The sequence below is a fragment of the Cellulosimicrobium funkei genome (assembly GCF_004519295.1).
GTDB lineage: Bacteria > Actinomycetota > Actinomycetes > Actinomycetales > Cellulomonadaceae > Cellulosimicrobium > Cellulosimicrobium funkei.
Genome location: NZ_SOZH01000004.1, coordinates 399,816 through 426,672 on the forward strand (window position 1 = coordinate 399,816; position 26,857 = coordinate 426,672).

26 protein-coding genes are annotated in these 26,857 nt (G+C 75.6%); 15 read left to right on the forward strand and 11 right to left on the reverse strand.

What is annotated here, in order from left to right; all coding sequences use genetic code 11:
• The first annotated feature begins 12 nt into the window (after positions 1-12).
• The 3 genes from E1O70_RS07705 (at position 13) to E1O70_RS07715 (ending at position 2,791) form a co-directional block, all read left to right on the forward strand.
• Positions 13-1,005 carry a cation diffusion facilitator family transporter gene (locus E1O70_RS07705; protein ID WP_082774319.1) on the forward strand — a complete coding sequence of 331 codons (993 nt, stop codon included), beginning with the start codon at positions 13-15 and terminating at the stop codon, positions 1,003-1,005.
• Between the two features lie 154 nt (positions 1,006-1,159).
• Positions 1,160-2,116 carry a CAP domain-containing protein gene (locus tag E1O70_RS07710; RefSeq protein ID WP_205688627.1) on the forward strand — a complete coding sequence of 319 codons (957 nt, stop codon included), beginning with the start codon at positions 1,160-1,162 and terminating at the stop codon, positions 2,114-2,116.
• Positions 2,117-2,251: 135 nt separating this feature from the next.
• On the forward strand, positions 2,252-2,791 hold the full coding sequence (locus E1O70_RS07715) for a DoxX family protein (protein WP_061267169.1): 540 nt from the start codon (positions 2,252-2,254) through the stop codon (positions 2,789-2,791).
• A gap of 27 nt (positions 2,792-2,818) precedes the next feature.
• On the opposite strand, the gene E1O70_RS07720 is transcribed toward E1O70_RS07715, so the two are convergent.
• The 4 genes from E1O70_RS07720 to E1O70_RS07735 form a co-directional block, all read right to left on the reverse strand.
• Positions 2,819-3,400, reverse strand: coding sequence for a methylated-DNA--[protein]-cysteine S-methyltransferase (locus E1O70_RS07720; RefSeq protein WP_061267168.1), 582 nt, complete (start codon positions 3,398-3,400; stop codon positions 2,819-2,821).
• Entirely contained in the window at positions 3,397-5,001 is a 1,605-nt protein-coding gene (locus E1O70_RS07725; RefSeq protein WP_061267167.1) for an AlkA N-terminal domain-containing protein, read from the reverse strand. The genes E1O70_RS07720 and E1O70_RS07725 overlap by 4 nt, the downstream gene beginning before the upstream one ends.
• A gap of 33 nt (positions 5,002-5,034) precedes the next feature.
• Positions 5,035-5,712, reverse strand: a complete 678-nt coding sequence (locus E1O70_RS07730) for a YczE/YyaS/YitT family protein (RefSeq protein WP_076403682.1) — start codon at positions 5,710-5,712, stop codon at positions 5,035-5,037.
• A gap of 68 nt (positions 5,713-5,780) precedes the next feature.
• Complete coding sequence (locus E1O70_RS07735) at positions 5,781-6,758, reverse strand: alpha/beta hydrolase (RefSeq protein WP_061267165.1); 978 nt, start codon at positions 6,756-6,758, stop codon at positions 5,781-5,783.
• A gap of 106 nt (positions 6,759-6,864) precedes the next feature.
• On the opposite strand from E1O70_RS07735, the gene E1O70_RS07740 reads away from it, so the two are divergent.
• On the forward strand, positions 6,865-8,196 hold the full coding sequence (locus E1O70_RS07740) for an enoyl-CoA hydratase/isomerase family protein (protein ID WP_128957629.1): 1,332 nt from the start codon (positions 6,865-6,867) through the stop codon (positions 8,194-8,196).
• 73 nt (positions 8,197-8,269) lie between these two features.
• Here the strand turns inward: E1O70_RS07740 and E1O70_RS07745 are convergent, their stop codons facing one another.
• On the reverse strand, positions 8,270-9,652 hold the full coding sequence (locus tag E1O70_RS07745; protein WP_061267164.1) for an LppM family (lipo)protein: 1,383 nt from the start codon (positions 9,650-9,652) through the stop codon (positions 8,270-8,272).
• Between the two features lie 297 nt (positions 9,653-9,949).
• Between E1O70_RS07745 and clpB the strand changes: the two genes are divergently transcribed.
• The 9 genes from clpB (at position 9,950) to E1O70_RS07790 (ending at position 19,714) form a co-directional block, all read left to right on the forward strand.
• Positions 9,950-12,571: an ATP-dependent chaperone ClpB gene (clpB, locus tag E1O70_RS07750; protein ID WP_061267163.1), complete on the forward strand. Its 2,622-nt coding sequence runs from the start codon at positions 9,950-9,952 to the stop codon at positions 12,569-12,571.
• Between the two features lie 782 nt (positions 12,572-13,353).
• Positions 13,354-13,878: a hypothetical protein gene (locus E1O70_RS07755; RefSeq protein WP_128957628.1), complete on the forward strand. Its 525-nt coding sequence runs from the start codon at positions 13,354-13,356 to the stop codon at positions 13,876-13,878.
• On the forward strand, positions 13,875-14,369 hold the full coding sequence (locus E1O70_RS07760; protein ID WP_128957627.1) for a hypothetical protein: 495 nt from the start codon (positions 13,875-13,877) through the stop codon (positions 14,367-14,369). Before E1O70_RS07755 ends, E1O70_RS07760 begins: the two co-directional genes overlap by 4 nt.
• Before the next feature lie 56 nt (positions 14,370-14,425).
• Entirely contained in the window at positions 14,426-15,466 is a 1,041-nt protein-coding gene (locus E1O70_RS07765) for a peptidoglycan-binding protein (protein WP_128957626.1), read from the forward strand.
• Positions 15,467-15,585: 119 nt separating this feature from the next.
• Entirely contained in the window at positions 15,586-16,164 is a 579-nt protein-coding gene (locus E1O70_RS07770) for an ATP-binding cassette domain-containing protein (protein WP_240696634.1), read from the forward strand.
• Positions 16,161-17,330: a hypothetical protein gene (locus E1O70_RS07775; RefSeq protein WP_128957625.1), complete on the forward strand. Its 1,170-nt coding sequence runs from the start codon at positions 16,161-16,163 to the stop codon at positions 17,328-17,330. Before E1O70_RS07770 ends, E1O70_RS07775 begins: the two co-directional genes overlap by 4 nt.
• A 95-nt stretch (positions 17,331-17,425) precedes the next feature.
• Positions 17,426-18,409, forward strand: coding sequence for a diacylglycerol/lipid kinase family protein (locus E1O70_RS07780; protein WP_061267158.1), 984 nt, complete (start codon positions 17,426-17,428; stop codon positions 18,407-18,409).
• Positions 18,410-18,478: 69 nt separating this feature from the next.
• Entirely contained in the window at positions 18,479-18,865 is a 387-nt protein-coding gene (locus tag E1O70_RS07785; RefSeq protein WP_061267157.1) for a hypothetical protein, read from the forward strand.
• 51 nt (positions 18,866-18,916) lie between these two features.
• Positions 18,917-19,714 (forward strand): YqjF family protein, encoded by a 798-nt coding sequence (locus E1O70_RS07790; protein ID WP_082774318.1) that lies wholly within the window; start codon positions 18,917-18,919, stop codon positions 19,712-19,714.
• A gap of 2 nt (positions 19,715-19,716) precedes the next feature.
• Here the strand turns inward: E1O70_RS07790 and E1O70_RS07795 are convergent, their stop codons facing one another.
• The 4 genes from E1O70_RS07795 to E1O70_RS07810 form a co-directional block, all read right to left on the reverse strand.
• Complete coding sequence (locus E1O70_RS07795; protein ID WP_061267155.1) at positions 19,717-20,376, reverse strand: response regulator; 660 nt, start codon at positions 20,374-20,376, stop codon at positions 19,717-19,719.
• On the reverse strand, positions 20,373-21,677 hold the full coding sequence (locus E1O70_RS07800) for a sensor histidine kinase (protein ID WP_061267154.1): 1,305 nt from the start codon (positions 21,675-21,677) through the stop codon (positions 20,373-20,375). The genes E1O70_RS07795 and E1O70_RS07800 overlap by 4 nt, the downstream gene beginning before the upstream one ends.
• A gap of 145 nt (positions 21,678-21,822) precedes the next feature.
• Positions 21,823-22,716, reverse strand: a complete 894-nt coding sequence (locus E1O70_RS07805; protein ID WP_061267153.1) for a hypothetical protein — start codon at positions 22,714-22,716, stop codon at positions 21,823-21,825.
• Positions 22,716-23,429 carry an ABC transporter ATP-binding protein gene (locus E1O70_RS07810; RefSeq protein ID WP_061267152.1) on the reverse strand — a complete coding sequence of 238 codons (714 nt, stop codon included), beginning with the start codon at positions 23,427-23,429 and terminating at the stop codon, positions 22,716-22,718. Before E1O70_RS07810 ends, E1O70_RS07805 begins: the two co-directional genes overlap by 1 nt.
• Positions 23,430-23,721: 292 nt before the next feature.
• On the opposite strand from E1O70_RS07810, the gene E1O70_RS07815 reads away from it, so the two are divergent.
• A complete protein-coding gene (locus tag E1O70_RS07815; RefSeq protein ID WP_061267151.1) occupies positions 23,722-24,531 on the forward strand; it encodes a peptidoglycan-binding domain-containing protein in 810 nt (269 codons plus the stop codon).
• A gap of 88 nt (positions 24,532-24,619) precedes the next feature.
• Positions 24,620-25,291, forward strand: coding sequence for a TetR/AcrR family transcriptional regulator (locus E1O70_RS07820; protein WP_082774317.1), 672 nt, complete (start codon positions 24,620-24,622; stop codon positions 25,289-25,291).
• A 21-nt stretch (positions 25,292-25,312) separates the two neighbouring features.
• Here E1O70_RS07820 and E1O70_RS07825 read toward each other — a convergent pair whose 3' ends face one another.
• The gene (locus tag E1O70_RS07825) at positions 25,313-26,149 is read right to left on the reverse strand and encodes a DUF4190 domain-containing protein (RefSeq protein ID WP_240696635.1); all 837 of its coding nucleotides are present in this window, start codon (positions 26,147-26,149) and stop codon (positions 25,313-25,315) included.
• Positions 26,146-26,796 (reverse strand): DUF4190 domain-containing protein, encoded by a 651-nt coding sequence (locus E1O70_RS07830; RefSeq protein ID WP_061267150.1) that lies wholly within the window; start codon positions 26,794-26,796, stop codon positions 26,146-26,148. The genes E1O70_RS07825 and E1O70_RS07830 overlap by 4 nt, the downstream gene beginning before the upstream one ends.
• Positions 26,797-26,857: the final 61 nt, after the last annotated feature.

A 26,857-nucleotide genomic window follows, 5' to 3' on the forward strand; every position in this document is an offset into this window, starting at 1 on the left:
TAGACCGGCAGCATGCCCGACGCCACCACGCCCGCCCCGCCGCAGCCGGAGTCGCGCAACCCGCGCGTCGCGCGACCGGAGGGTGGCGGCGACAGCACCGTCACGGTGATCGTCGCGTTCCTCGCGAACGCGCTCATCGCGGGCGCGAAGACGGTCGCCGCGACGGTGACCGGCTCGGCGTCGATGCTCGCGGAGGCCGTCCACTCGTGGGCGGACACGGGCAACGAGATCTTCCTCCTCGTCGCCGACCGGCGCTCGCGCCGCCCGGCGGACACCGAGCACCCCCTCGGGTTCGGCCGCGAGGCGTACGTGTGGTCGATGTTCGCGGCGATCGGGCTGTTCGCGGTCGGCGCGGGGGTGTCGATCACGCACGGCATCCAGGAGCTGGTGCACCCGCAGCCGGCGGACGACTTCGTGGTCGCCTACGCGGTCCTCGCCCTGGCGTTCGTGCTCGAGGGGGTGTCGTTCCTGCGCGCCCGGCGGCAGGCGCGGGCCGAGGCGCGGGCGGCGGACCGCGACACCTTGCACCACGTGCTCGTCACGTCGGACCCGACGCTGCGCGCGGTGTTCGCGGAGGACGCCGCCGCGCTGATCGGCCTCGTGGTCGCGTTCGGGGGCGTCCTGGCCCACCAGCTCACCGGGTCGCCCGTGCCCGACGCCGTCGGGTCGATCGTCGTCGGCCTCGTCCTCGCTGTGGTGTCCGTCGTGCTCATCGACCGCAACCGGCGGTTCCTCGTGGGGGAGGCGGCGATGCCGGCGACGCGCGCCGCGGTGCTCGCGGGCATCCGCGACCTGCCGGAGGTCGAGCGCGTCACGTACCTGCGGCTCGAGTACGTCGGGCCGCGCGCGCTGTACCTCGTGGCGAGCGTGGACCTGCGCGGCGACGAGTCCGAGACGTCCGTCGCCCGCCGGCTCGACGAGCTCGAGCGCCGGGTGACGTCCGTGCCGCTCATCGCGGGCGCGGTGTTCACGGTCTCCGCCCCGGAGGAGCCGTCGATCGTCTGACCTGGCGGCCGACCCCCCGTCGAACGGGCGCAGAACGGACGAAGCGGTACACATCCATGTTCCTGATGGGTAGGGTCGAGCGATGGTCTCGCAGCGCACGCCCCGGCACCGTTCGGCGGGGGCGGCGCCCGCACCGTTTTCCGAGTCGTCTCCTGTGCCCGCGTCTTCCGCCGCGCCCGCACGCCGGCGCGGCGGCCCGTTCGCCCGGCACCTGCGGTCCGGTCCGCGCGTCGCGGTGACGTCGGGCGTCGCCGCCGCCCTGCTCCTCGGCCCTCCGCTCGGCCTCACGGCCGCGACGGTGACGGGCGAGATCCGGCCCGAGCACGTGGGCCCGCTCGGCCCCGTCGTCGCGGCGCTCCCGTGGCAGGGGAGCGCGCCGCAGGAGTGGCTCGCGGGGCGCGACCCGCGCGACGACCGCGCGTCGCGCACCCTGGCCGACGCGCGGGACGACCAACCCGCGGACGCCCCGACGGCGCCCGGTGCGCCCGGGGCCGACGACGCGCCGCCCGCGGAGACTGCGCCCGCGCCCGCGGCGACCGAGGAGCCTCCCGCCGAGCCGGTGCCGACGCCCACGCCGGAGGACGTGCCGCCCGCCGAGGGCGTGGCGGACCCGGCCGGCCCGGACGGCGCGACCGCGTCGGGCCCGACGCCCGGCAGCGGAACGGCCGACGGCGCCGCGCCGGCTGCCGGGACCGCCTCGGCCGCCGGGGCGGCGGCGCCGGGCGGAGCCGGTCCCGGGGCGCTCACGGCGGAGGGCGCGGCGGTCGTCGAGCTGACGAACGCGGAGCGGGCCGCCGCCGGGTGCGAGCCGCTCGCCGTCGACGACCGGCTCACCGCCGCGGCGCAGCTCCACAGCGAGGACATGGACGCGCAGGGGTACATGGACCACACGAGCCTCGACGGCCGCTCGCCGTGGGACCGGGCGCACGCGCAGGGCTACCCGAACCCGGGCGCCGAGAACGTGGCGAAGGGCTACCGGACCGCCCAGGACGTGGTGCGCGGGTGGATGGACTCGCCGGGCCACCGCGCGAACATCCTCAACTGCGGCCTGCGGGAGATCGGCGTCGGGCACGCGAACGGGGCGTGGACGCAGGTCTTCGGCTGGGGCTGAGCCCCGGCCCCTCTCGGCGGCGGGCGCACCGCCCGTCCCGCGTCTCGCGGGAGCAGCCCCACGCGCGGTGAATATCGCAGGTCCGCTATCTTATCGCCGGAAAGTGGAACGCTACTGCTCGACGAGGAGTTCAGAATGGCCCCCACCGGACCCGCCGCACCGACCCCGTCCACCCTCGCCCCCGCTGCGGAGGGGCCGCGGCGCGCCGCGGCCCGGCGGCTCCGCGAGGGGCTCTGCGAGCGCCTCGCCGCCTGGTCCGTGCCGGCCCTGCGGGTCGCCCTCGGCCTCGTCTTCCTCGTCTTCGGGGTGCTCAAGTTCTTCCCGGGCGCGAGCCCGGCGGAGCAGATCGTGCGCCGCACGGTCGAGGCGCTGACCTTCGGCCTCGTCGACGGCACCGCCGCCGTGGTCCTCACGGCGGTCGTCGAGACGGCGGTCGGGCTCGCGCTCCTCACCGGTCGTGCGCTGCGGGCCGGGCTCGTCGTGCTCGCCATCACGCTGGCCGGCGTCCTCTCCCCGGTCGCGCTCTTCCCGGGCGACCTGTTCGGCGACGGCATGACCCTCATGGGTCAGTACGTGCTCAAGGACGTCGTGCTCGTCGCCGCCGCCGGGGTGGTGGCGGCGACGCTCGGGGCCCGGTTCACGCTCGCGGAGCCGGCGCGCGCTCCGGCGGCGTGATGCCGGGCCGGTCCGTCCGCGCCGGGCTCAGCGCGCCGGTGCAGAGACGGTCGCCCGGGCCTCGCGGTCGAGGAGGCTGCGCTTGACGTCCAGTCCGTAGCGGAAGCCGCCGAGGCTGCCGTCCGTGCGCAGGACGCGGTGGCAGGGCACGAACAGGGCCGCCGCGTTCATCGCGCAGGCGCCCGCGGCGGCGCGCACGGCGGCGGGCCGCCCCGACAGCTCGGCGTACCGGGTGTAGGTCACCGGGTCGCCGGGCTCGACCGTGCGCAGCACGTCCCACGCGTGCGCGCGGTAGGCGCCCGAGGCCTGCCGCACCGGCACGGCGTCGATCGCGCGCACGTCGCCCGCGTAGTAGGCCCGGACGGCGGCGACGGCGGTCGCGACGGCGGGGTCGCCGTCGGGCACGGGGGAGACCGTCGCCGGGCGCAGGCCGGGGTGCACGAGCGCGACGAGGTCCGCGGGCTCGTCCGTCCAGCCGGACGCGAGGACCGCGCCGGCGGCGTCGACGACGACCGTGAACGGGCCGTCGGGCGTGGTGAGCGTCGTGGTGGCGGCCGGGCTCGTGCCTGCCGTCGCGGTGGTGGTGGTCGGGGCGGGTGCGGTGGTCACGGGGTCTCCTTCGCAGGGGTCGGGGTGGGCGCGGAGGCGCGCCAGAGGTGCATCGCGGCGTACGAGCGCCACGGCGCCCAGAGCTCGGCGCGGGCGGCGAGCGCGCGGCGGTCGTCGGGCAGGCCGAGCGCGGCGGCGCCGACGCGGAGCGCGAGGTCGCCGTCGAGCAGGACGTCGGGGTCGTGCAGCACGCGCATCGCCACGTACCCGGAGGTCCACGGCCCGACGCCGGGCATCGCCTCGAGCGCCGCGCGCTGGGCCGCGGGGTCGTCGGCCGGGGAGAGGGCGAGCGACCCGTCGGCGAGGGCGTGCGCGACGCCGAGCACCGCGGCCGTGCGCCGGGCGGGACCGCGCAGGTGGTCCGCGCCCCCGGCGGCGAGCTGCGCGGGCGTCGGGAACAGGCGCGTCGGCCCGAACCGCGACGCGAAGGGCGTCCCGAGCGCGACGGCGAGCCGCGACAGGTGCGTCCGCGCGGCCGCGACCGAGATCTGCTGCCCGACGAGCGCGCGCACGAGGATCTCGGCGGGGTCCACCGCCCCCGGGACGCGGATACCCGGCACCGCGCGCACCGAGGCGGCGAGCGCGGGGTCCGCCGCGAGGGCCGCGTCCACGGCGGCCGGGTCGGCGTCGAGGTCGAACAGCCGCCGGACGCGCGCGATCGCGGCCGGGAGGTCGGCCACGGACGTCAGCTCGAGCTCTACGTGGAAGCGCGGTGCGCGCCGTCGGCTCCCGGGCGGCGGCCCGTAGGTGGCCCGGAACGCGCCCGGCCCGTGCGGCAGCGCGAGCGTCCGCGCGTAGGAGAGCAGCGGGCCGTCGAGGTCGACGACCTCGACGCCGTCGACGGCGCGCGCCGCGAGGAACGCGAACACGCCGCGCGCGTCGAACGGCTCGCGCAGGGGAAGGGTGAGGTCGAGCGCGGCGGTGGCGCCGCCGTCGTCCGCGGTGGACCCGGCGGGAGCTGCGGCGGGCGGGCGGCGCGGGTCGCCGGTCGACGGCGCCCGGTCCGGTCGGGCCCGACGCCGCAGCTCACCCGGCGTCGTGTCGAAGACCTCGGTGATCGTGTCGTTGAACTGCCGCACGCTCCCGAAGCCGGCGGCGAACGCGACGTCGGCGAGCCGCAGGTCGGTCCCGGTGAGCAGCGCCCGCGCCGTCTGGGCGCGCAGCGCGCGGGCGAGCGCGACCGGGCCGGCGCCGAGCTCCGCGACGAGCACGCGGTGCACGTGCCGGGCCGAGTACCCGAGGCGGGCGGCGAGGCCGTCGACGCCCTCGCGGTCCACGACGCCGTCCGCGACGAGCCGCATGGCCCGGGCGGAGAGGTCGTGCCCGAGGTCCCAGCTCGGCGTGCCCGGCACCGCCTCCGGGAGGCAGCGCTTGCACGCGCGGTAGCCGGCCTCGTGGGCGGCGGCCGAGGTGAGGTAGAAGGTGACGTTCTCGGGCTTCGGGGTGCGCGCCGGGCACGACGGCCGGCAGTAGATGCCGGTGCTGCTCACGGCGGTGATGAACTGCCCGTCGAAGCGGCGGTCGCGCGACGCGATGGCGCGGTAGCGCTCGGCGAACACGGGGTCCGTGGTCGCCGGGGGCGTCGCGAGGGTCGTCGTCATGACTCGATCCTCACTCGCCGGACCACGCCCTGGCTAGCGGGATTCGGACACGACGCTGTGGTCGTCGTCGGGCAGAGCGCGGCGGAGCAGGGGCTTGTTCACCCGCTCGGTGAAGAAGTCGATGAGCGGACCGGCGAAGAACGCGGTCATGACCGTCCCGACACCGACCGGCCCGCCCAGCGCGACGGCCAGACCGAGGAAACCGAGGTCCTGCGCGACTCGGACGACGCGGTACCGCGCGCGCGTGCGGTCGACGACGATCGGTGCGACAGCGTCGTACGGCGCGGTCCCCACGCCCGCCGTCATGTACGCGGACGCGCCCGCGGTGAACAGGACGATCCCCACGACGAACAGCCCGGTCTGGACGAGGTGGCTCGGAGGGTCCGGGACGAGCGGGGCGAGGAGCGCGGAGAACCACTGGACGAAGAATCCCGTCATGACCATGTTGATGATCGTCCCGACACCGATGTAGGTCCGCCCCCACACCACGACGGGGACGAGCAGCACCGCGTTGACCGCGAGCTGGTAGACGCCGAGGTCGATCCCGAGCAGCGTGCTCGCACCGATGTTCGCGGCGGTGAACGGATCCACGCCGACCTGTGCGGACAGCAGCACCGCCGACCCCAGGCCGAGCACCGCCACACCGACGAGCGCCCAGGCCGCGCGCAGCACGACGTGGGAAGGGCGGGTCCGAGGTGCGCGCGTGGTCACACGGCGACGCTAGGGGCGCGTCCCCGCGGGCGCGACCGCGGAGACCGGGGTGAGCAGACCGTCGCGGCTCAGACGCGCGCGTCGAGCCAGTCGAGGACCTCGCGCAGGTACGCCGACCGGGCGGGCTCGGGGGAGAGCGCCAGGTCGTGCGCGCCGCCCTCGACCGTGACGACGGTGACGTCGTCGCCCAGCCGCTCGGCGCGCGACGTGATGTGCCCGACGTCGAGCACGCTGTCCGTCGTGAGCAGGGCGTCGTGCCAGCCCGACGCCGGGCCGCTGCGCGCGGACGCGAGCACGAGCACCGGGCAGTCGACGTGCAGCCCGCGCGCGACGCGGGCGTGGCCCCGGCGCACCGCCCGCAGGAACCCGGCGCGCACCGGGAACCCCTCGATCGGCTTCCACGCGAGGTCGAAGTCCCACTCGCCGCCGGTGCTCGCGTGCAACGCCTTCGCCCAGTGCGGGTCGAGCGCGCCCACGACGAGCCGCGGCGCGACCCGCCCGACGACGTCGACCACCCACGTCACCGGGCCGCGGAACACCCACGGCTTGTTGAGGTCGAACCACGGGCTGTTGAGCACGAGCGCCGCGAGCCGGCCGGGCCGCGCGTCGGCCCACAGGCTCGCGAGGAGACCGCCGGTCGAGTGCCCGAGCACCACGAGCCGGTCGTGCCCCTCGGCGCGCACCGCGCGCGCCGCCGCGTCGAGGTCCTGCGCGTAGACGGCGAGGTCGGTGACGAAGTTCGGGTCGTCGTCGGGCCGCGACGGCGCGCCCGAGCCGCGGCCGATCGAGCGCCCGTAGCCGCGCAGGTCGACGGCGTAGAACCGGTACCCGCGCGCCTCGACCGCCTCCGCGACGTGCGTCTGGAAGAAGTAGTCGATGAACCCGTGCACGTACAGCACCGCGGGCCGGTCGCCCGCGGGCGCCGCGGCGTCGCGCCGCACCAGGGTCGCCACCGCGCCGTCCGGGAGGTCGAGGTCGCGCGCGACCCAGTCCCCGCCCAGCACGTCGGGCCGCCAGGTCCCGTCCGTCCGCGTCGCCTCGTCCACCGCCGCCTCCTCGCTGCCGCCGGCACCGCCGGCCCGACCCCTCTGCCGTGCCAGGGTCCCACGTCGTGCGCACCCGCGGCCGCCGACGGGCGGTAGCGTGACGCGGATGACGAGCGAGATCCTCGCCCGCGTCGACGACGGCGTCGGGCACCTCACCCTGGACCGGCCCCGCGCGCTCAACGCGCTCGGGTACTCGATGCTCGGCGAGATCGCCGACGTGCTGGGCGAGTGGCGCGTCGACCCGACCGTGCGGCTCGTGCTGCTCGACGGCGCGGGCGACCGCGGCCTGTGCGCGGGCGGCGACATCCGCGAGCTGCACGCGTCGGTCGTCGCCGGGCGGCAGGCCGACGCGCGCCGGTACTTCCGGCGCGAGTACGCGGTCGACGCGGCGCTCGCGGAGCTGCCCGTGCCCGTCGTGACGATCATGGACGGCATCACCATGGGCGGCGGCGTCGGCCTCGCGGCCCACGCGCCGGTCCGCGTCGTCACCGAGCGCTCGCGCGTCGCGATGCCCGAGACGCGGATCGGCTTCACGCCCGACGTCGGCGGGTCGTGGCTCCTCGCCCGCACGCCCGGGCGGCTGGGGGAGATGCTCGCGCTCGGCGCGGTGACGATGGACGCCGCCGACGCGATCCACGCCGGGTTCGCCGACCACTACGTGCCGAGCGAGCGGCTGCCCGTGCTCGGCGCGGACCTCGCCGCGCTCGCGAGCGCGGGCGTCGACCCGCTCGACGTCGAGGCCGTGCGCGACGTCGTGCGGCGGCACGCCCTCCCGGCGCCGGTGTCCGGGCTCGTCGCGCGCCGCGCCGCGATCGACGCCGCGTACGCGGCGGACACGGTGCCGGAGATCGTGGCGCGCCTGCGCGCGGCCGCCGCCGACGGCGACGAGCGCGCGGGTGCGGAGGCGGACGAGCTCGAACGGCTGTCGCCCACGGCGGTCACCGTCGCGCTCGCGGCCGTCCGCAGCGCGCGCGACCTGCCCGACCTCCGCGCGGCGCTCGCCCAGGAGTACGGGCTCGTCTGCTGGTTCGTCGACACGCAGCCCGACCTCGTCGAGGGGATCCGCGCGCAGGTGGTCGACAAGGACCGCGACCCGTCGTGGCGCCCCGCGACGCTCGCGGAGGTCGACCCCGCGCTCGGCGCCGAGGCGCTCGCCTACGTGCCCGCGGAGGCGCTGTGGGACGACGCCCTCGGCCCGCGGCTCGCGCGCCGCGCGGTCGAGGCCGTCGTGCGCCGCTTCAGCGAGGGGGATCCGACGCCCGACGAGCTCGCCGCGGCGCACGACGACCTCGTCGTCGAGCTCGTGGAGCGGCACGAGGACGGGAGCGTCGTCGTGCACCTCGCCGACACGTGCGGCGAGCACTTCCTCGACGGCTACTGGCCCGCGGTGCGGCTCGACGCCGTCGGCGACGTCGTCGAGGTCACCGTCGAGTCCTGAGCGGTCCCGGACGCACGACGGCCCGCCCCGGTCTCCCGGGGCGGGCCGTCGTGTCGTGCGGGGTGCGGACCGCTCAGTCGGTCGGCGGGCGCAGGCGCGTCGCGTCGTCGATCTCGTCGTCGGGACCGGCCTGCGCGCCCGGGCCGTCCTGGCCCGCGGGGCCCGGCTGCGGCGGGAGCGGCTGGGTCGGTGCCGGCGGCTGGTGCGGCGGGAGCGGCTGGGTCGCTCCCGGCGGGACGGGCGGCTGGGCGGGCAGCGGCGTCGTCGGGGACGACTGCGGGTGCGGCGCGCCGGGGGGCGCGAACGGCGCGGCGCCCGGGTAGCCGCCCTGCTGCTGCGGCGGCGCCGGCGGCTGGCCGCCGTACGGGCCGCCCTGCTGGCCCGGGCCGGACGGCGTCCCGTAGCCCTGCGGCTGGCCGGGCTGGCCCGGGTGCTGGCCCTGCTGGCCGGGGTACTGGCCCGGCTGACCCGGGTACTGACCCTGCTGGCCGGGGTGCTGGCCGGGCTGACCGGGGTACTGGCCCTGCTGGCCGGGGTGCGCGCCGGGCTGGCCGTACTGGCCCGGGTACTGGCCCTGCTGGCCCTGCCCGGGGTACTGGCCCTGCTGGCCCGGGTACGGCTGCTGGCCGGGGTACTGACCCTGCTGGCCGGGCTGGCCCGGGTACTGACCCGGCGCGCCGTAGACGCCCTGCTGGCCGGGCTGGCCCGGCTGGCCGGGGTACCCGCCCTGCGGGAAGCCCGTGCCCTGGCCGTCCTGCGTGCCGGGCTTCGAGCGGAGCACGAGCCACAGCACGAGGCCGATGATGCCGAGCAGCACGAGGCCGCCGACCAGGAACCAGATCCACGCCGACGAGCCGGACCCGTCGGAGCTCTCGGCGTCGGGCGCGGTCGCGCCGTCGTCGGTGCCCGCGTCCGTGCCCTCGTCCGTCCCCGAGCCCGCGGAGCCGCCGGGCACGGCCGAGCCGCGCGCCGTCATCTCGTTGACCTCGCCGACCACCGGGGTCCACGTCACGGTGTTGCCGTCGACCTCGCCGTTGGACTCCGCCACCTCGCCGGGGAACGTGATGGCGATCTTGATGTCGAGGCCCTCCATCATCTGCCGCGACATCTCGTCGGTCGCCGCGTCGCCCGTGTCCGGGTTGAACTCCTCACCCGTCATGTCCATCGAGCCGCTCACGACGTACTCGTCGCCCTCTCGGGTGACGGAGATCGAGTCGGCGGCGCCGGTGTCGAGCTGCGCGATCGGCTGGTCGGCGTAGGTGATCTTGGTGCCGGTGTAGCCGTCCTGCGCGTACGGCTCCTGCGTCGCGCCCTCCGGCATCTCGGACTCCATCTCGGAGCCCATCTGGTCCCAGAGCTCCTGGGGGTCCGAGCCCATCGACTCGGCGACCTCGTCCGAGAACGCCATGACGACGCTGCCGTCGAACGTGTCGTCCTCGTTGAGGGTGATGGCCATGTCCATCCTCATGCACCCCGCGAGGAACAGTGCGAGGGTGGCGAAGAGGGCGCCGAGGCCGAGTCGTCTGCGCAAGGGTGAGGAGTTCACCCGCCCAGCATGTCTCGGATCGTCGCCCGGGGCGAGGGTCGATGCCGATTTGAGACGGAATGCGGCCGGACTTCATCCGCTCCGAGGGCGTGCGAGGACGGCGAGCGGTCGTCCGGGAGTGCCGAACGAAGTTGAGCGGAATACACTCAACTTAGGAGTCGTTCCACTGGCCAGACCAGATTTTCGAGGCATCACATCGGAGCACCTATGGAAACGAAGTTCACCACGATGTCGCAGCAGGCGATCGGCGAGGCGATCCAGACCGCGTCGGCCGCCGGCAACCCGCAGCTCGAGCCGACCCACCTCCTGGCCGCGCTGCTCACGCAGGAGGGCGGTGTCGCCGTCGGGCTCCTGGACGCCGTCGGCGCGGACAAGCAGGCCGTCGGGCAGAAGGTGCGCGCGGCGCTCGTCGCGCTGCCCACCGCGAGCGGCTCGGCCGTCGCGCAGCCGACGCCGTCGCGCGCCACGTCCGCGGCCCTCGACGCCGCCGCGAAGGAGGCCCAGGCGCTCGGCGACGAGTACGTCTCGACGGAGCACCTGCTCCTCGGCATCGCGGCCGGGTCGTCGCAGGCCGCGACGATCCTCCAGCAGGCCGGCGCGACCGCCGAGGCCTTGCGCTCCGCGCTGCCCGCCGTCCGCGGGAGCGCGCGCGTGACGAGCCCCAACCCGGAGGGCACCTACAAGGCGCTGGAGCAGTACGGGACCGACCTCACGGCGCGCGCCGCCGAGGGCAAGCTCGACCCCGTCATCGGTCGCGACTCCGAGATCCGGCGCGTCGTGCAGGTGCTCAGCCGCCGCACCAAGAACAACCCGGTGCTCATCGGCGAGCCGGGCGTCGGCAAGACCGCCGTCGTCGAGGGTCTCGCCCAGCGCATCGTCGCGGGCGACGTCCCGACCTCGCTCCAGGGGAAGCGCCTCGTGTCGCTCGACCTCGCGAGCATGGTCGCGGGCGCGAAGTACCGCGGCGAGTTCGAGGAGCGCCTCAAGGCCGTCCTGGAGGAGATCAAGTCCTCCGACGGCGAGGTCGTCACGTTCATCGACGAGCTGCACACGGTCGTCGGGGCGGGCGCGGGCGGCGAGGGCGCCATGGACGCGGGCAACATGCTCAAGCCGATGCTCGCGCGCGGCGAGCTGCGCCTCGTCGGCGCGACCACGCTCGACGAGTACCGCGAGTACATCGAGAAGGACCCGGCGCTCGAGCGCCGGTTCCAGCAGGTGTTCGTCGGCGAGCCCTCGGTGGAGGACACCGTCGCGATCCTGCGCGGGCTCAAGGAGCGGTACGAGGCGCACCACAAGGTGACGATCGCCGACTCCGCGCTCGTCGCCGCGGCGTCGCTCTCCGACCGGTACATCACCGGGCGCCAGCTCCCGGACAAGGCGATCGACCTCGTCGACGAGGCGGCGTCGCGCCTGCGCATGGAGCTCGACTCCTCGCCGATCGAGATCGACGAGCTGCAGCGCGCCGTCACGCGGCTCGAGATGGAGGAGGTCGTGCTGTCCGAGTCGACGGACCCCGCGTCGCTCGAACGGCTCGAGAAGCTGCGCGCCGACCTCGCGGACCGTCGCGAGGAGCTCGCCGCGCTCACCGCGCGGTGGGAGGCCGAGAAGGCGGGCCACAACCGCGTCGGCGAGCTGCGCGCGAAGCTCGACGAGCTGCGCGTCCAGGTCGAGCGCGCGATCCGCGAGGGCGACCTCGAGACCGCGGGCCGGCTGCAGTACGGCGAGATCCCGCAGGTGCAGCGCGAGCTCGACGAGGCCGAGGCGGCCGAGCAGGCCGACGACGCGTTCGCCGCGTCCGGCCCCGAGGCAGCTCCGATGATCGCGGACAAGGTCGGCGCCGACGAGATCGCGGAGGTCGTGTCCGCGTGGACGGGCATCCCCGCCGGCCGCATGCTCCAGGGCGAGAGCGAGAAGCTCCTGCACATGGAGGAGGCCATCGGGGAGCGCCTCATCGGCCAGCAGGCCGCCGTCCGCTCCGTGTCCGACGCCGTCCGCCGCTCGCGCGCGGGCGTCGCCGACCCGGACCGCCCCACGGGCTCGTTCCTCTTCCTCGGCCCCACGGGCGTCGGCAAGACGGAGCTCGCGAAGTCGCTCGCCGACTTCCTCTTCGACGACGAGCGCGCCATGGTGCGCATCGACATGTCCGAGTACTCCGAGAAGCACTCGGTCGCCCGGCTCGTCGGCGCGCCCCCCGGGTACGTCGGCTACGAGGAGGGCGGCCAGCTCACCGAGGCCGTCCGGCGTCGGCCGTACTCGGTCGTGCTGCTCGACGAGGTCGAGAAGGCGCACCCCGAGGTCTTCGACATCCTGCTGCAGGTGCTCGACGACGGCCGTCTCACCGACGGCCAGGGCCGCACGGTCGACTTCCGCAACGTCATCCTCGTGCTGACGTCGAACCTCGGCTCGCAGTTCCTCGTCGACCCGATGCTCGACGACGCGGAGAAGCGCGAGGCCGTCATGAGCACGGTGCGGGCGTCCTTCAAGCCCGAGTTCCTCAACCGGCTCGACGACGTCATCGTGTTCGAGCCGCTGACGATCGAGGAGCTCGGCCGGATCGTCGACATCCAGGTCGCCGCGCTCGGCCGGCGCCTCGCGGACCGGCGCATCACGCTCGACGTGACGACGGCCGCCCGCGAGTGGCTCGCGCTCGAGGGCTTCGACCCGGCGTACGGGGCGCGCCCGCTGCGCCGCCTCGTGCAGCGCGAGATCGGCGACCGCCTCGCGCGGATGCTGCTCTCGGGCGACGTCGCCGACGGCGACGTCGTGCGGGTCGACCGCGACCCCGAGGGCGACGGCCTCGTCCTCAGCACGGAGATCCTCACGGCCTGATATCCCGCTCGGCTGCCCCGCGCCACGTGCCGTCGTCGAACGGCTGGCACGTGGCCTGGGGCGGGGTCGTGCCCTGCCCGCCCTGCGGCAAGGGCGGCGCTCTCGAGCCTTGAGGAGCGGGTGCGGCCGGGTGCCCGGGACGACGTCCGTAGCCCCCCGGACCGGCGCCGGGAGGCATCCTGATCCTCGATTCGCGCGTTCACGCGGACCTTTGCGCACCCGGTCCGTCATCACGGTCACGATGCGTCACGTCCATGGCTCGCCAGAGGCGACCCCCGGGGAGTCGCGCCGTCCCAGGTAACGCTGCCCGTCCGCGTCCCCGGCGGCTCTTTGTTAGCACCTCAGATTTAGGTCTTGTGGCGCGCGCACTGGCGTGCAATCCTCGTGCCAGCCGCCCAGGGGGGGGGCGCCAAGACAGGGGAAATCGCGATGACGCGAAGATTGGTCTCAGCCATTGCGGCGTCAGCTCGTGATCGGTGCGGTGGTGGCAGTGCCTGTCACAGCTGCGGCGACACCCGGGATCAACGGCTGCCACTTCCAGATCTACGACTGGGCGACATACACCGAGACCTTTCGTGGAAACTGTGGACTGACACGTGCGCGGTTCGACTCTCGCACCACCAACGGTGGGGTGTTCCAGGACATCGCCTACTGGCACACATTGTCCGAGACGAGTCGTTACTCGTCGTCCTGGAGAGTCGCGAACTACGGCCAGGTGTGGGACCGCAATCAAACCAGCGGGTGGAAGGTGCCGTGATCGTATGACGGTGCCGGGACGATGGTTGTCGACCGTCGTCGCTGCGGTTGCTCTCCTGTCCGGCTGTTCCCAGAACGCCGGGCAGGAGGGCCCGTACGCAGCAGAGTTCGATGCTGCATACGAGGCATCGACGTCCGATTTCGAACGGGGCGTGCTGCGCGACGGAACCATCTCGGACGCGGAGATGGTCGAGGCTCGGAGCCGACTCGTCGCGTGCTTGGAAGACCGTGGCGTCCCGGTGGAAGCTCTCGGTGACCGGTATCGGCTCGGACCGTTCGAGGACGAAGCGGAGTCCCGAGGCGCGGACTCGATCCTCGCAGAGTGCGAGACCGGGACGACAGCGCTCATCGAGCCCCTCTATGCGGCTGTCCTCGGGAATCCTCAGGACGAGGACGTGACCACCGCCGCCGCGGAGTGCATGATCCGGCATGGCGTGCGAGGGGCCGACTACTCTGCCGACGACGTCGTCCGTGAGATCGATGAGGGGGCTTTCGACGGGCTTGAGCCGGATGCATGGGAAGTGCGCTGCATGAGGAATCCGGACTCGTGAGAAGAGGTGCCCGCCGTGCCGCGGTATCGCTGCTCGTCGCCTGTGCCGTCGCGTTCGCGGGGGCGTGCACGCCCCGTCCGACCGTCCCTCCGCTGACTCTCGAGGAGAGCCGTGAGCTCGCGGACGCAGCAGATGTTCGGACAGTCGTGCTGCCCGAGGGTTTTGCGTCTGACGGGGTGGTCCGAGATCGGGCGATCGACGAGTCGCTCAACGATGTCCCGATCGGTTTCTCCCGCGAGTGGGGGCAGGCCCTGGGGAGGCCCGTGTTCGTCGTCTACGAGTTTGTCGGATCGTGCGGGGGCGAGCCGGAGCGCGGATGGACGTACGTCTTCGACGCCGACTCGGAACCGGAGTGCATCATCGAGCCGACGTCCGATGAAGCGCTCGAGAGGGTCGTGGATCTTGCCGATCGCTCGGTCGGCTCGCGTGGTCCCGTCGTCGTGGTGATGGACCGCGACCGCTCGCTGGTCGTCGATCTCGCGAAGGACTGATCCAGGCAGGAACCTCTCGGAGTGCCTGGGTTCGAAGAAATGCAGGGGTGATGACGGTGAGCAAGCGTGACGGGCCCGGGGTCACGGTGGCCACGATCATGCTGGGCGTGGTGACGCTTCTTGCGGGTGGCGTGGCCGCAGGTGTGGTTCTGGCGCCGGATCGTGTGCCGCAGAGCGTACGGTCGCCGGAGGCGGTGGCTACGGCGCCGGTCTCGTCGCAGGCATTCGACGACATGCGGCGGGTGAAGGTGACGCCGCAGGTCGCGCAGGATACGCCGCTGTCGTTGGCGGGCTCGGGTCGGGTGACGGCGTCGTCGTGCGTGCCGGGTGGGGTGATCGAGTCGGGATCGAGCCCCGTGACGATCGACGACCGGCCGGTTCTGGCGCTGGCGACGTCGATCCCGCTGTGGCGTGACCTCGCCCCGGGCGCGGAGGGTGACGACGTGCGTGCGCTCCAGGCCGAGCTCGCGCGGATCGGGTTCCCTGTTCGTGCGGACGGGGAGTATGGGGACGCGACGAAGACGGCGGTGGCGCGTCTGTTCGAGGAAGCGGGGGCTGCAGAGCCGTCGGATGACCTTCCGGCGGCGTCCGTGCTGTGGTTGCCGGCGCCGTCGGTGGCGGTGGCGGAGTGCGGGGCGCCGTTGGGCACGGTCGCGGGCGACGAGTCGTTCATGACCGTTGCAGGCGGGCTGTCGTCGTTGCAGCTCGCTGACTCGGTCAGGGACGGCGCCCCGGGTGCGCGGGTGGTGCGGTACGGAGAGCTGACCGCGCCGGTGGGCGAGGGCGGCGTGGTGACGGACCCGACGTTCCTGGAGGAGGTGCAACGAGGCCCGGAGCTCGAGGCGTGGCAGCGTTCGGAGGGCTCGGAGCCGGTGACGCTGGAGTACGTGCTGGCCGAGCCGCTGGACGTGGCGGTGGTGCCCCCGGGCGCGTTGTTCGCGCTTTCGGGCAGTTCGGGGTGTGTCGTGGGAGACGGTAGCCCCCGGCCGGTGACGGTGGTGTCGTCGTCCTTGGGGCAGACGTTGGTGACGTTCGACGGCGCTGCGCCGTCCGTCGTCGACCTCACGCCGCAACAGGGGCAGTCATCGTGCGCATGAGGCCGCGCAGAGCGGGCCGAGGGAGCCCAGACGCAGGAGCGCCGAAAGCCAAGTACGTGCGCACGTCCGGTTTGTCTCACGCGTTCGACGGGACGCGCACCCTGTTTACAGGCTTGGACATGGTGCTGCGACCAGGTGAGGTCGTGGGACTGGTCGGCCCGTCGGGCTCGGGCAAGTCCACGCTGCTCAGCCTGCTCGCAGGCTGGGTGACGCCTCGGGCGGGCACGATCGAGCGGGTCGGGGTCGATCACACGGGCTGGGTGTTCCAGAATCCGCACGGGGTGGCAGGGCGGGCGGCCCTGGACCACGTGGTGCTGCCGTTGCTGGCACGGGGGGCCCGACGCCGCGACGCGGAGACCCAGGCGCTGGAGGTCCTGGACCGGTTCGCGCTCGCGCCGGTCGCGGGCCGGCCCTTCCGCGCGCTGTCGGGCGGAGAGGCGCAGCGGCTCATGCTCGCGCGTGCGGTCGCGATCGCTCCGGACCTGCTGCTCGTGGACGAACCGACCGCGCAGCTCGATCTCGCGACCGCCGGGACCGTGAACGATGTCCTCGAGGGGATCGCGCAGCAGTCCTCGATCGTCGTCGTCGCGACGCACGACCCGAACACGCGCGACGCGTGCACGCGCATCGTCGATCTCGCGGACCACCAGGAGGAGACGTCCCGCCTCGCGGCGCAGCGGGACGGAGGGGCGGGATGACCACCACCCCGCCCGCAGCGACGGCTCCGCCCACGAACGTGCCTGCCTCCACGCCCGCTGGGATACCCGACCAGACCCCGCCGCGCGGTCGTCGGTCGATGCGGGCTGCGTCGACGATGTCCGAAGCGTGGCGCAACGTCCTGACCGGCACCACACGCGCGGCGCCGTACGCCGTCGTACTGCTGCTCGCCGTCGGCGTGCTCGCCGCGGTGGATGCGCGTGCGGTGGTCGACGTAGTGCGCGGCGCGCAGGACTTCCGCGACGCCGGCGCGAGCGTGCAGGTGCTCGAGTCGCCCGAACACGTGGACGCGGCGCGATGCGAGGCGCTGACCCAGATCGCCGGGGTGCGCGCCGCCGGAGCGCTGCGTGCGGGCGAGCCGGTTCGTGCTCTGAACCTCCCGGGGTCAGAACTCTCCACCTACGAGATCACTCCCGGCCTGGCGCGCGTGCTCGACCCGTCGGCCACGACCGCCTCCGGCGTGTGGCTGGCGAGCGATCTCGCAGAGGCGCTCGGCATCCGCGCTGGCGACCAGATCGCGACCAGTACGGGGACGGCCGTCGTCGCGGGCGTTTATCCCTACCCCGACGACGGCCGGGTCCGCACGCTCGGCTACACCTTGCTCGCCCCGGTACCGGCCACCGGGTCCTTCGACGCGTGCTGGGCCGAGATCTGGCCCGCCGATGCGACCACGGCCGCCTACCTACGCACCGCTCTCGTGCCCGACCCGTCCGGTGAGACCAGGCCCACCCAGAGCCAGCTCAACGCTCGCCTCGGCACCAGCTATGACGCGCCGGCCCTGCTCGCCGAGCGCCTGACCCGGCATGCCCCGGTCGCCGCGCTCGCCGTCGGGATCGCCTTGGGCTACACCGCGATCCGCTCCCGTCGCCTCGAGCTCGCCGCCGCCCTGCACGCCCGCGTCCCGCGACCTGCACTCGCCTGGCAGGCCCTGCTCGAGACGCTCGCGTGGACACTCGCCGCCACCACCGTCGCCGCCACCGCACTGTGGTGGGTCGCCGCCTGGGAGAACCCTGACCTCGGCATCGAGACCTGGGCCACGGGCGCGCGGTCCCTGGCCGCCGGCGCGGTCGGCACCTTCCTCGGCGCCCAGACCGCCGTCCTCACCACGCGAGAGAAGCACCTCTTCCGCTATTTCAAGGAGCGATAGGCCGCAGCCCGTCCCACCACCCGGCTCCCGTTCGTCAACGAGCAGTCTCGGCCGGAGCCCGGGCGGACAGCGCGCCGCCAGGACATACTCGGTCCGTGCCGACCGACGAGACGACCTCTTCCGCGACCACCTCCGCGCAGCGGCGGCCCGACGACGTCCCGCGCCGCTCCGCGGTCATCGTCAACCCGAACCGCGTCGAGGGGCTCGACGCGCTGCGCGAGCTCATCGTCGCGCGCCTCACGGACGCCGGGTGGCCCGAGCCCGCGTGGCTCGAGACGACGGCCGAGGACCCGGGGACGGGACAGGCGCGCCAGGCCGTCGAGGACGGCGCCGAGGTGGTCTTCGTGAGCGGCGGCGACGGCACGGTCCGCGCCGTCGTCGAGGGGCTCGCGGGCACCGACGCCGCGCTGGCGATCCTGCCGGGCGGCACGGGGAACCTGCTCGCCGCCAACCTCGGGGTCCCGTCGGACGCCGAGGAGGGGATCCGGCTCGTGCTGCGGGGCGGCCGGCGCACGATCGACGTCGGGGTGGCCGACGGGCAGACGTTCGCGATCATGGCGGGCATGGGCCTCGACGCCGCGATGATGCAGGACGCGCCGACGGCGCTCAAGGCCCGCGCGGGCTCGATCGCGTACGTCTTCTCCGCGCTCAAGCACCTCGCCGACGACGAGATGCACGTCGAGGTCACCGTCGACGGGCGGACGCGTCGGCGCCGGGCACGCACCGTGGTCATCGGGAACGTCGGGCGGCTCCAGGCCGGGACGAACCTCCTCCCGGACGCGGAACCCGACAACGGCCAGCTCGAGGTCGCGATCTTCGCGCCCCGGAACCTCAAGCACTGGGTCCAGCTCCTGTGGGGCGTGGTGCGCGGCAAGAGCCGGGTGCCGAGCCGCGAGGTCGTGCGGGGGTGTGAGGTGTCGGTCGTGTCCGACCGGCCGCAGCCCCGCCAGCTCGACGGCGACGTCATCGATCCGGACGAGCGCCTCGACGTCAGCGTGCGGCCGGACGCCCTGCACGTGTGCGTCTACCACCCCGAGGAGTCCGAGGACCTCACGCGCGGCGCTCCCGGCAACCGCTGAGCGAACGGACTGCTCCGCGGCCCGCCGACGCCCCTGTCGCGGGTGCCGTCCCTCGGGCACGATGTGCGCATGAGCGCTCCCCAGCCCGGCCCCGAGACCTGGTCGCCGCCCGCCGCGTACGGCACCTCGTCCCCTCCTCCCGCACGGCGCTCGCCGTCGGCCGTCACCGCGTTCGTCGCCGGTGTCGTCACCGTGCTGGCCGGCGGGCTCGCGTCGCTGGCGCTCCCGCTCGTGCTGTCGTCGGGGTACGACCCCACGGCGGTGGGCCTGCTCCAGCTCGTGCGGGGCGCGCTGACGGGCGTGCTCGCGCTCGTCGCGACCGTCACCGGCACCGTCGCGCTCGTGCGACGCCAGCCGGGCACCGCGCTCGCGGCAGCCGGCACGGCGCTCGGCGCGTCCGCGCTCTTCGGCATCGTGGGCGGGCTCGTCCAGGGTGCGCTGTACCAGGTGCTCTGACCGGTGCGCTGACCTCGTGCGAGGGTGGGCGCGGGGGAGCACCGTAGGGCCATGAGCCCACGACCGCCCGAGCGTCCGGTCGTGCCCGTACCCGGTGCGTCGCCGCACCCGACACCGCGGGTCGTGGTGAACGCCCAGCGCTGGGAGGACCTGACGTTCCTGCACTGGCCCGTCGACCCGGCCGTCGTGCAGGGCTGGCTCCCGCCCGGCCTCACCGTGCAGCAGGCGGGTGGGACGACGTGGCTCGGGGTGGTCCCGTTCCGCATGGCGGGCGTCCGGGTCCCGCCGCTGCCGCCGCTGGGCGCGTGGTCGACGTTCCCCGAGCTCAACGTCCGCGTGTACGTGCGCGACCGTGCGGGCGCCGAGGGCGTGTGGTTCCTCGGCCTGTGGGCGACGTCGCGCGCGTTCGTCGCCGCGACGCGCGCGGCCGGCGTCCCGTACCACCCGACCCGCGCGGCGGTGCACGCGCGCGGCGACCGGGCCGGGGCACCGTCCGCGGTGCGCTACCGGTTCCGGTCCGACGGCCGCGGGCCCCTGCGCGTGCCGCACGAGCACCCGGGGCTGCGCGACCTCTCCCTGCACGCCGAGGTGCGCGCGCACGAGGAGGTGGACGCGTCGTCGGGCCTCGTGCGGTGGCTCACGGCACGGTGGTCCGCGTACGGCGCGCGGGCCGGGCGGCTGTGGCGGTTCCCCGTCGTGCACGAGCCGTGGACCCTGCGACGCGGAACCCTCGACGTCCTCGACACCGACCTGCTCGACCGCCTCGGGCTGCCCCCCGCGGACCCGCCGCTCGTGCACGTCGCCGCGCCGGTGCACGCCCGGTTCGCGGTCCCGCGGCCGGTGGGCTGAGGTCAGGCGGCCGGGTCGACGATCCCGTGCCGGAACGCCCAGACGACGAGCTGCACGCGGTCGCGCGCGCCCGTCTTCGTCATGGCCCGGCTCAGGTGCGACTTCACGGTGCTCGGCTCGAGGAACAGCGCCGTCGCGATCTCCGCGTTCGACGACCCCCGGCACAGCAGCGTCACGATGTCGAGCTCGCGCGGCGTGAGGAGCGCGGCCGCGTCGTCGTCCCGCGACACCGGGGCACGACGCCGCGCGAACTCGCCGAGCACGCGGCGCGTGAGCGACTGGTCCACGAGGCCGTCGCCCGACGCGACGCGGCGGACGGCGTCCACGAGCACCTCCGGCTCCGCGTCCTTGAGCAGGAACCCGCTCGCCCCGGCCTCCAGCGCCCCGAACACGTAGTCGTCGAGGTCGAACGTGCTCACCACGAGGACGGGCACCGGGTCCGTGACGTCGGGCCCGGCGAGCGCGCGCGTCGCCGTGATGCCGTCGCCGCCGGGCATGCGCACGTCCATGCACACGACGTCGGGGCGCTCGCGGCGCGCGACCCGCACGGCGTCCGCGCCGTTCGACGCCTCGCCGACGACCTCCAGGCCCTCGCTCTCGAGGATGACGGTGAAACCGGCGCGGACGACGGCCTGGTCGTCCACCAGCACGACGCGTGTCACGAGGCCTCCTGGGCGGGGGTGCGGGGGTCGCGCGCGGGCGCGCGGGGGACGGTCAGCCGGACGAGCCACGCGCCGTCGGGCGTGCGCCGCGCGTCGAGCGTGCCGCCGAGCACGGCCGCGCGCTCGCGCATCCCGACGAGGCCGTGGCCCGGTCGCGCGTCCTGCGGGGGAGCGACGCGACCGGCGGGGTTGCGCACGGTGACGACGACGGCCGCCGGGCTCCACGCGAGCCGCACCGCGACCGGTCGCCCGGGTGCGTGCCGCCGCGCGTTGGCGAGCGCCTCCTGCAGCACGCGGTAGACGGCGATCTGCGCGGTGGGCGCGGGCTCCCAGGGCTCGCCCTCGGTCTCGACGGTGACCGTCGTGCCCGCCGCGCGCGCCGTCTCGAGGAGCGCGGGGAGGTCGGCGAGCGTCGGCTGCGGGGCCTCGCGCTCGTCGCCCTCGTCGTCGCGCCCGCGCAGGATGCCGACCACGAGGCGCAGGTCGTCGAGGGTCTCGCGGCCCTGCGACCGGATCCAGCGCACCGACTCCTTGGCGCGCTCCGGGTCGGCGTCGACGAGCCGTTCCGCCGCGGACGCCTGCACGACGATGCCCGAGAGGTGGTGGGCCGCGACGTCGTGCAGCTCGCGCGCCATGCGGGCACGCTCCTCGAGCACCGCCTGCGCGGCGAGCGCCTCGCGCTCGCGCTCGGCGCGCACCACGCGGTCGCGCAGCTCGGCGACGAGCTCGCGCCGCGTCGCGACGTACGAGCCGACGAGCGCCGCGCCCACGAACGTGAGGACTGCCGAGAGCAGCGAGCCCCCCACCTGGAGCGCGTGCTGCGCGGGCCCGGCCCCGGCGGGGACACCGAACCCGCCGAGCGCGAAGACGAGCAGGACCTGCGCGAGCGCCGCGAGCGCCGGCGCCCCGAGGCGCGCGCGGCGGGGCGCGTAGGCCCCGGCGGAGTAGGCGGCGACGAGCGTCGCCGGGGCCTGGAACCCGACGTACGGCGGCAGGAGGGCGGTGATCGCCACCTGCGCGACGACGGTCAGCGCGAGGCAGACCAGCGGCGCCCGACGGCGGAGCACGAGCGCCGCGGCCTGGCCGACGACGAGCGCGAGCACGGTCGCGCGCACGCCCGGACTGATCAGGCTCTCCCCCGGCGCGCCGAACGTGGCCCCGACCTCCGTCGCGAGGACGCGCTCGATGCCGAGGAACAGCACGACGGTCGCGAGGGCGACCACACCGGCCAGCACGGCGTCGCGGCCGGTGTCGGTGCGGACGCCGACCCGGTCGAGCGCGCGGCGCAGGGTCTCGGTCACGGTCCTCCTCCAACGGGCGACGGGTGCGGGGACGGGGTGCGCCGTCGGGCCCGCCCACCCTACGGGGCGGGCGGGCCGACGGCGCCGTGCGGCTCCCGGCCTGTGGACGACCGGGTCGTCGCGTCGGGAGCCGGACGGGCTGTGGTCAGACGAGGTCGCGCCGGCGCAGGCTCACGGCGCCCCCGCCGAGCAGGACCGCGGCCCAGGCCGCGAGCCCGGTGAGGGCGGCGAGCGCGCCGAGCGAGGCCGCGCCGCCGAGGAGCGTCGCGGCGGACCCGCCGGTCGACGCGAGCGCGCCCAGCCCGAGCGGGAGCCACTCGGCCGCGGCCGAGTCGCCGCCGGACAGGAGCGTCACCGCGCCGCGGACGATCGGCTCGGCGAGCGCGAGCGCGGCGACCGTGACGACGCCCGCGACCTGGCCGCGCACGAGGGTGCCGATGCCGAGCCCGAGCCACGCGAGCAGGACGAGCACCGCGAGCCCGCGGGCCCAGACGCCGAGGACGTCGCCCGGGCCGAGCGCGAGGCCCGCGCCCGGCGTCGTGACGATCGCGACGAGCAGGCCCAGGGCGCCCAGGAGGGCGAGGACGACGCCCACGCCGAGCGCGACGGTCGCGGTCGCGCCCGCCTTCGCGCCGAGGATGCGCAGCCGCGACGGCTGGACGAGCGCCGTGGGCACGATGCCGCCCGTGCGGAAGTCGGTCGTCACGGCGAGCACGCCGAGCAGGAGCATGCACACGGTCGCGACGCCGACGGAGCCGGAGCCGCCGAGGCCGGTGCCGAGGAGGTCGAGCATCGAGCGCTGGAACGCGGGCTGCGAGACGTCGGCGAGCGCGCCGAGGTCCGGCGCGAGCTCGGCCACCATCTCGGGCGGGGCCTGGAGCCCGACGGTCGTGCCGCCGCCGACCGCGTCGGCGCTGCGCAGGATCGTGGGGAGGAGCAGGGTGAAGGCCTGGACGACGAGCATCCCGGCGACGGCGACGGCCGCGACGACCCACGTCGCGCGGGTCGTGCGGAGCTTGAGCATCTCGGCGCGGTACATCAGCGCACCCCTTCGGTCGTGGCGGTCAGGTCGAGGTAGAAGTCCTCGAGGGACTCCCCGTGCAGCAGCTCGTCGAGCGGCCCCTCCGCGACGACGCGTCCCTGCCCGACGACGACGAGGTCGTCCGCGACCTGCCGCACCTCGGACAGCACGTGGCTCGCGAGGAGCACGGTGCCGCCGTCGTCGGCGAACGCGCGGACGAGGTCGCGCAGCCAGCGCATCCCGGCGGGGTCGAGACCGTTGGCGGGCTCGTCGAGGACGAGGACCTCCGGGTCGCCGAGCAGCGCGGCCGCGATCCCGACGCGCTGCCGCATCCCCAGCGAGTACGTCCGGACACGGCGGTCTGCGGCGGGGGTCATGCCGACGAGCGCGAGCACCTCGTCGACGCGACGCGCCGGGATCCGGCCGGCGGACGCGAGCACGCGCAGGTGGTCGCGGCCCGTGCGTCCCGGGTGCAGGCCGCCCGCGTCGAGCAGCGCGCCGACGGTGCGGGCCGGGTGCGCCAGGTCCGCGAACGTGCGGCCGTCGAACGTCGCGGTGCCCGCGGTCGGGGCCGCGAGCCCGAGCAGGACGTGGAGCGTGGTCGTCTTGCCGGCGCCGTTCGGGCCGAGCAGCCCGACGACGCGGCCCGGCGCGGCGGTGAACGTCACGTCGTGCACGGCGTCGAACGCCCCGTACGCCTTGCGCAGCCCGGAGACGTGGATGGTGGTCATGCCGGTCCCTCCCTCGTGCGTCCCGCACGGGCCTCCCGTGCGGTGCCCCACCAGGCTGTCGCGCGGGCCCCCGCCGGGTCTTGCGGCGCAGGGCGGAACCTGCGTTGCGACCTCCGTCGGAGGCGTGGCGCCGCACCGCTGGACCGGGGGAGCCCTGGTGGGCATCGCCGCAGGTGAGGGCGTCGGGCGTGACACACGAGCCGGGATGGGGCAGGGTGGACGTCCACCCGATCGCCCTGGTGGGCAGCGTGTCGCGCCGTCCGCCCCCACGACAGCCCCGGAAGGAGGCGACGTGCGCCGACGCCACGACCGGTCCGGACCCGCCGAGCGGGACCGCACCGCCCCCCTCCAGCGGCCCGCGCGCCGCACCGCCACGCCGTGGGTCACGGTTGCCGCCGGCGCCGGGGCGGTGACGCTCGTCGTCGCCGTCGCGGGCATGGTCGGTGCCGCGACGGGCGGTGGCGAGGCGGTCGTCGTCGGCGGGGTCTCCGCCGAGGGCGGCGCGAACGGCGAGGACGCGGTCCCCGCGGTCACGCCGCGCCCCGACACCCCCCGCCCCGAGGTGACCCGCATCCCTCCGCCCGACGCGGCGGACGGCACGTCCGACGACGCGCGCCCGGCCCCGTCCCCGCGCCCGTCCGCGAGCGGCCCGGGAGAGCAGGCCGCGCCCGGCGCGCCCTCGCCCACCACCGAGCCCGCGCCCGCTCCCACCGCGTCCGAGCCGACCCCGGGACCGACCGCGCCCACCCCCACGCCCTCCCCGACGACCGACCCCGGCACGGCGTCCGTCTCGTGGGTCCAGGAGCGGCTCCGCGTGCACGGTGCCGACGTCGCCGTCACGGGGACGATGGACGACGCCACGCGCACCGCGCTGCGGTCGTTCCAGAAGGCGCACGGCCTCACGCCCGACGGCACCGTCACCGCGGCGACCGCCGAAGCCCTGCGGGCCGCGCCGCCCGACGTCGAGGACCCCACCGGACCTGGCCCGACGCCCCCGGCCGAGCCTGCGCCGACGCCCTCCGCCGACCGGCCGTCGGTCGCGGTGCCCGGGCCGTCGTCGAGCGCAGACGAGCCCGCCCCGACGCTCGCCCCCGCACCCTGAACCTCCTCCGCCCGGGCGCGGGCACCCCGCCGGGCCGCACCGCGGTCGGTAGGGTGTGCCCTCGTCGGACGACGGACGGAGCAGTGCCATGACGAGCGCGGCCATCGGCGCCGGGCAGGACCCCACGGGCTCCCGCCGCGCCGCGGCGCCCGACCCCGCCCGCGGGTACGCGAAGGGACGCGCCAAGCGTGAGGAGATCCTCCAGGCGGCCGTCGTGCTCTTCGGCGAGGTCGGCTTCCACGCCGCGTCGCTGCGCGAGCTCGCGTCCCGCGTCGGCATGTCCCACCCCGGGCTGCTCCACCACTTCCCGACGAAGGCGGCGCTCCTCGAGGCGGTGCTCGACCACCGGGAGACCGTCGACCGCGCCGACCTCGAGGAGGACCTCGCGCGCGGGACCGACTTCTTCGACGCGCTCGTGCGGCTCGTCGAGCGCAACGCCCTGCGCAGGCCCATCGTCGAGCTGTTCACGGCGCTCGCGGCCGAGGCGACGTCGCCCGACCACCCGGCGCACGCGTACTTCGTCGAGCGCTACGAGTCCACCGTCGCGCGCATCGGCGAGCAGCTGTCCCGGCGCGCCCGGTCGGGCGGCCTGCGCGACGGCGTCGAGCCGGAGGTCGCGGCCCGCCAGCTCGTCGCGCTCATGGACGGTCTGCAGGTCCAGTGGCTGCTGTCCCTCGACCGCCCGCGGCCCGAGCGCGTCGACATGGCCGCGGACCTGCGCGCGTACCTGCGCCTCGTGCTGTCCGACGCCGAACGCTGACGGCGCGGTCCGCCCGGGACGTCAACCGATCAGGTCCGCCGGGAGCGGGGCCTCGCTGCTCGCCAGGCACAGCCCGGTGCGGTCGCCGCCGCGCCACGACGCCTCGGTCGGTGCCCACACCACGAGCCGCACGTCCTCCGGGGCATCCGGACCGAGGGTCTCGGGCGTGCACACGCGCGCCACGCGGCGGTCCACGGCGTCCTGGCCGGGCCAGACCTCGTCCGCGCCCATGTCGGTGCGCCCGACGACCTGCGCACGGTGCTCGTCGGCGCACGGGACGGCGCGCACGCGCGACACCTCGCCGTCGGGCGGGAGCTCGTCGAGGCACGTCCCCAGCACGAGCTGCACCGCGCTCACCGTGCGGGGTGCGTCCACGTCGCCCGCGAGCGGCGTGCGCGCCTGCTCGCCCTGCCACCAGGCGATCCCGCCCACCACCCATCCGAGCGTCGCGACGGCGCCGAGCACCATCCCGGTCACGGCCAGGCCGCGTCCGCGGGTGCCGCGGGAGCGGACGCGCGACAGGGCCGCGGCGCCGAGGCCGACCCCGACCGGCCCGAGCACCACGCCCGCGGGCACGCTCGCGACGGCGAGCGGCTCGACGCCGGGCGTTGCGGGCTGCCACCCGGGCGCGTAGTACGTCTCGGGGGCGAAGCCGGGCCGGTCCCCGGGCCCGGGCGGCGGCACGGGTGCCGTCGCACCGGAGGGGCCGTGCGGCGTCGGGCCGGGCCGGGGCGCGCCGGCTTCCGCGGCGCGAGGCTCCGCGGCCCCGGGCGCTCCCGAGGGGGGCGGGACGGGCAGGCGTCCCGAGGGCCCGGACGCGGCGTCGCCGGGCGGGGCGAAGAGGTCGTCGTCGCTCACGGTGCCGAGTCCCCGAGCGTGCCGGCGAGGACCACGAGCATCGCGAACGCCGTGCCGACCGCGCCGACGACGATCCCGGTCACCGCGAAACCGCGCCCGCGCGTGCCGTCGCGCATGACCTGGTTGAGCGCCACGATGCCCAGCACGAGGCCGACGAGGCCGGGGAAGCCCGCGCAGAGCACGAGGCTCGCGATCGACACGATCATGGACGCGAGCGCGAGCCCGTTGGTCCGCGGCGGGGGCGCGTAGGGCGCGCCGTACGGCGGCGGGTAGCCCCCGTAGCCCGGTGTCGGGTACGCCGCGGGTCCGGGCGGCGCCGCGTACCCGGGCGTCCCGCCGTACGACGGCGTCGCCCCAGGGGCGTAGGGGGAGCCGGGGCCGTAGGGGGACCCGGCGGGCGCGGCCGGCGCGCCGTACGGGGCGCCGGCGCCCGACGTGCTCCCGTACCCGCTCCCGCCGCCCGGCGTGCTCCCGTACCCGCCCCCGGCGCCCGACGGAGCGACGAACCCGCCGTCGTCCGGCGCGGCGGGGGCGTCCTCGGTGGGCGGGTGGTACGGCGTGAGCGGCGGCTGGTGCGGACGCCGCGGGGCGTACGGGTCGGCGGGCTCGTCGGGGGACCCGTACGGAGGGACGGGTGGCGTCGTCATGGACACACCGTAGCGAGGAGACGCGCCCTGCCCGGCCCAAACCCGCGGCTCGGACCCGCGG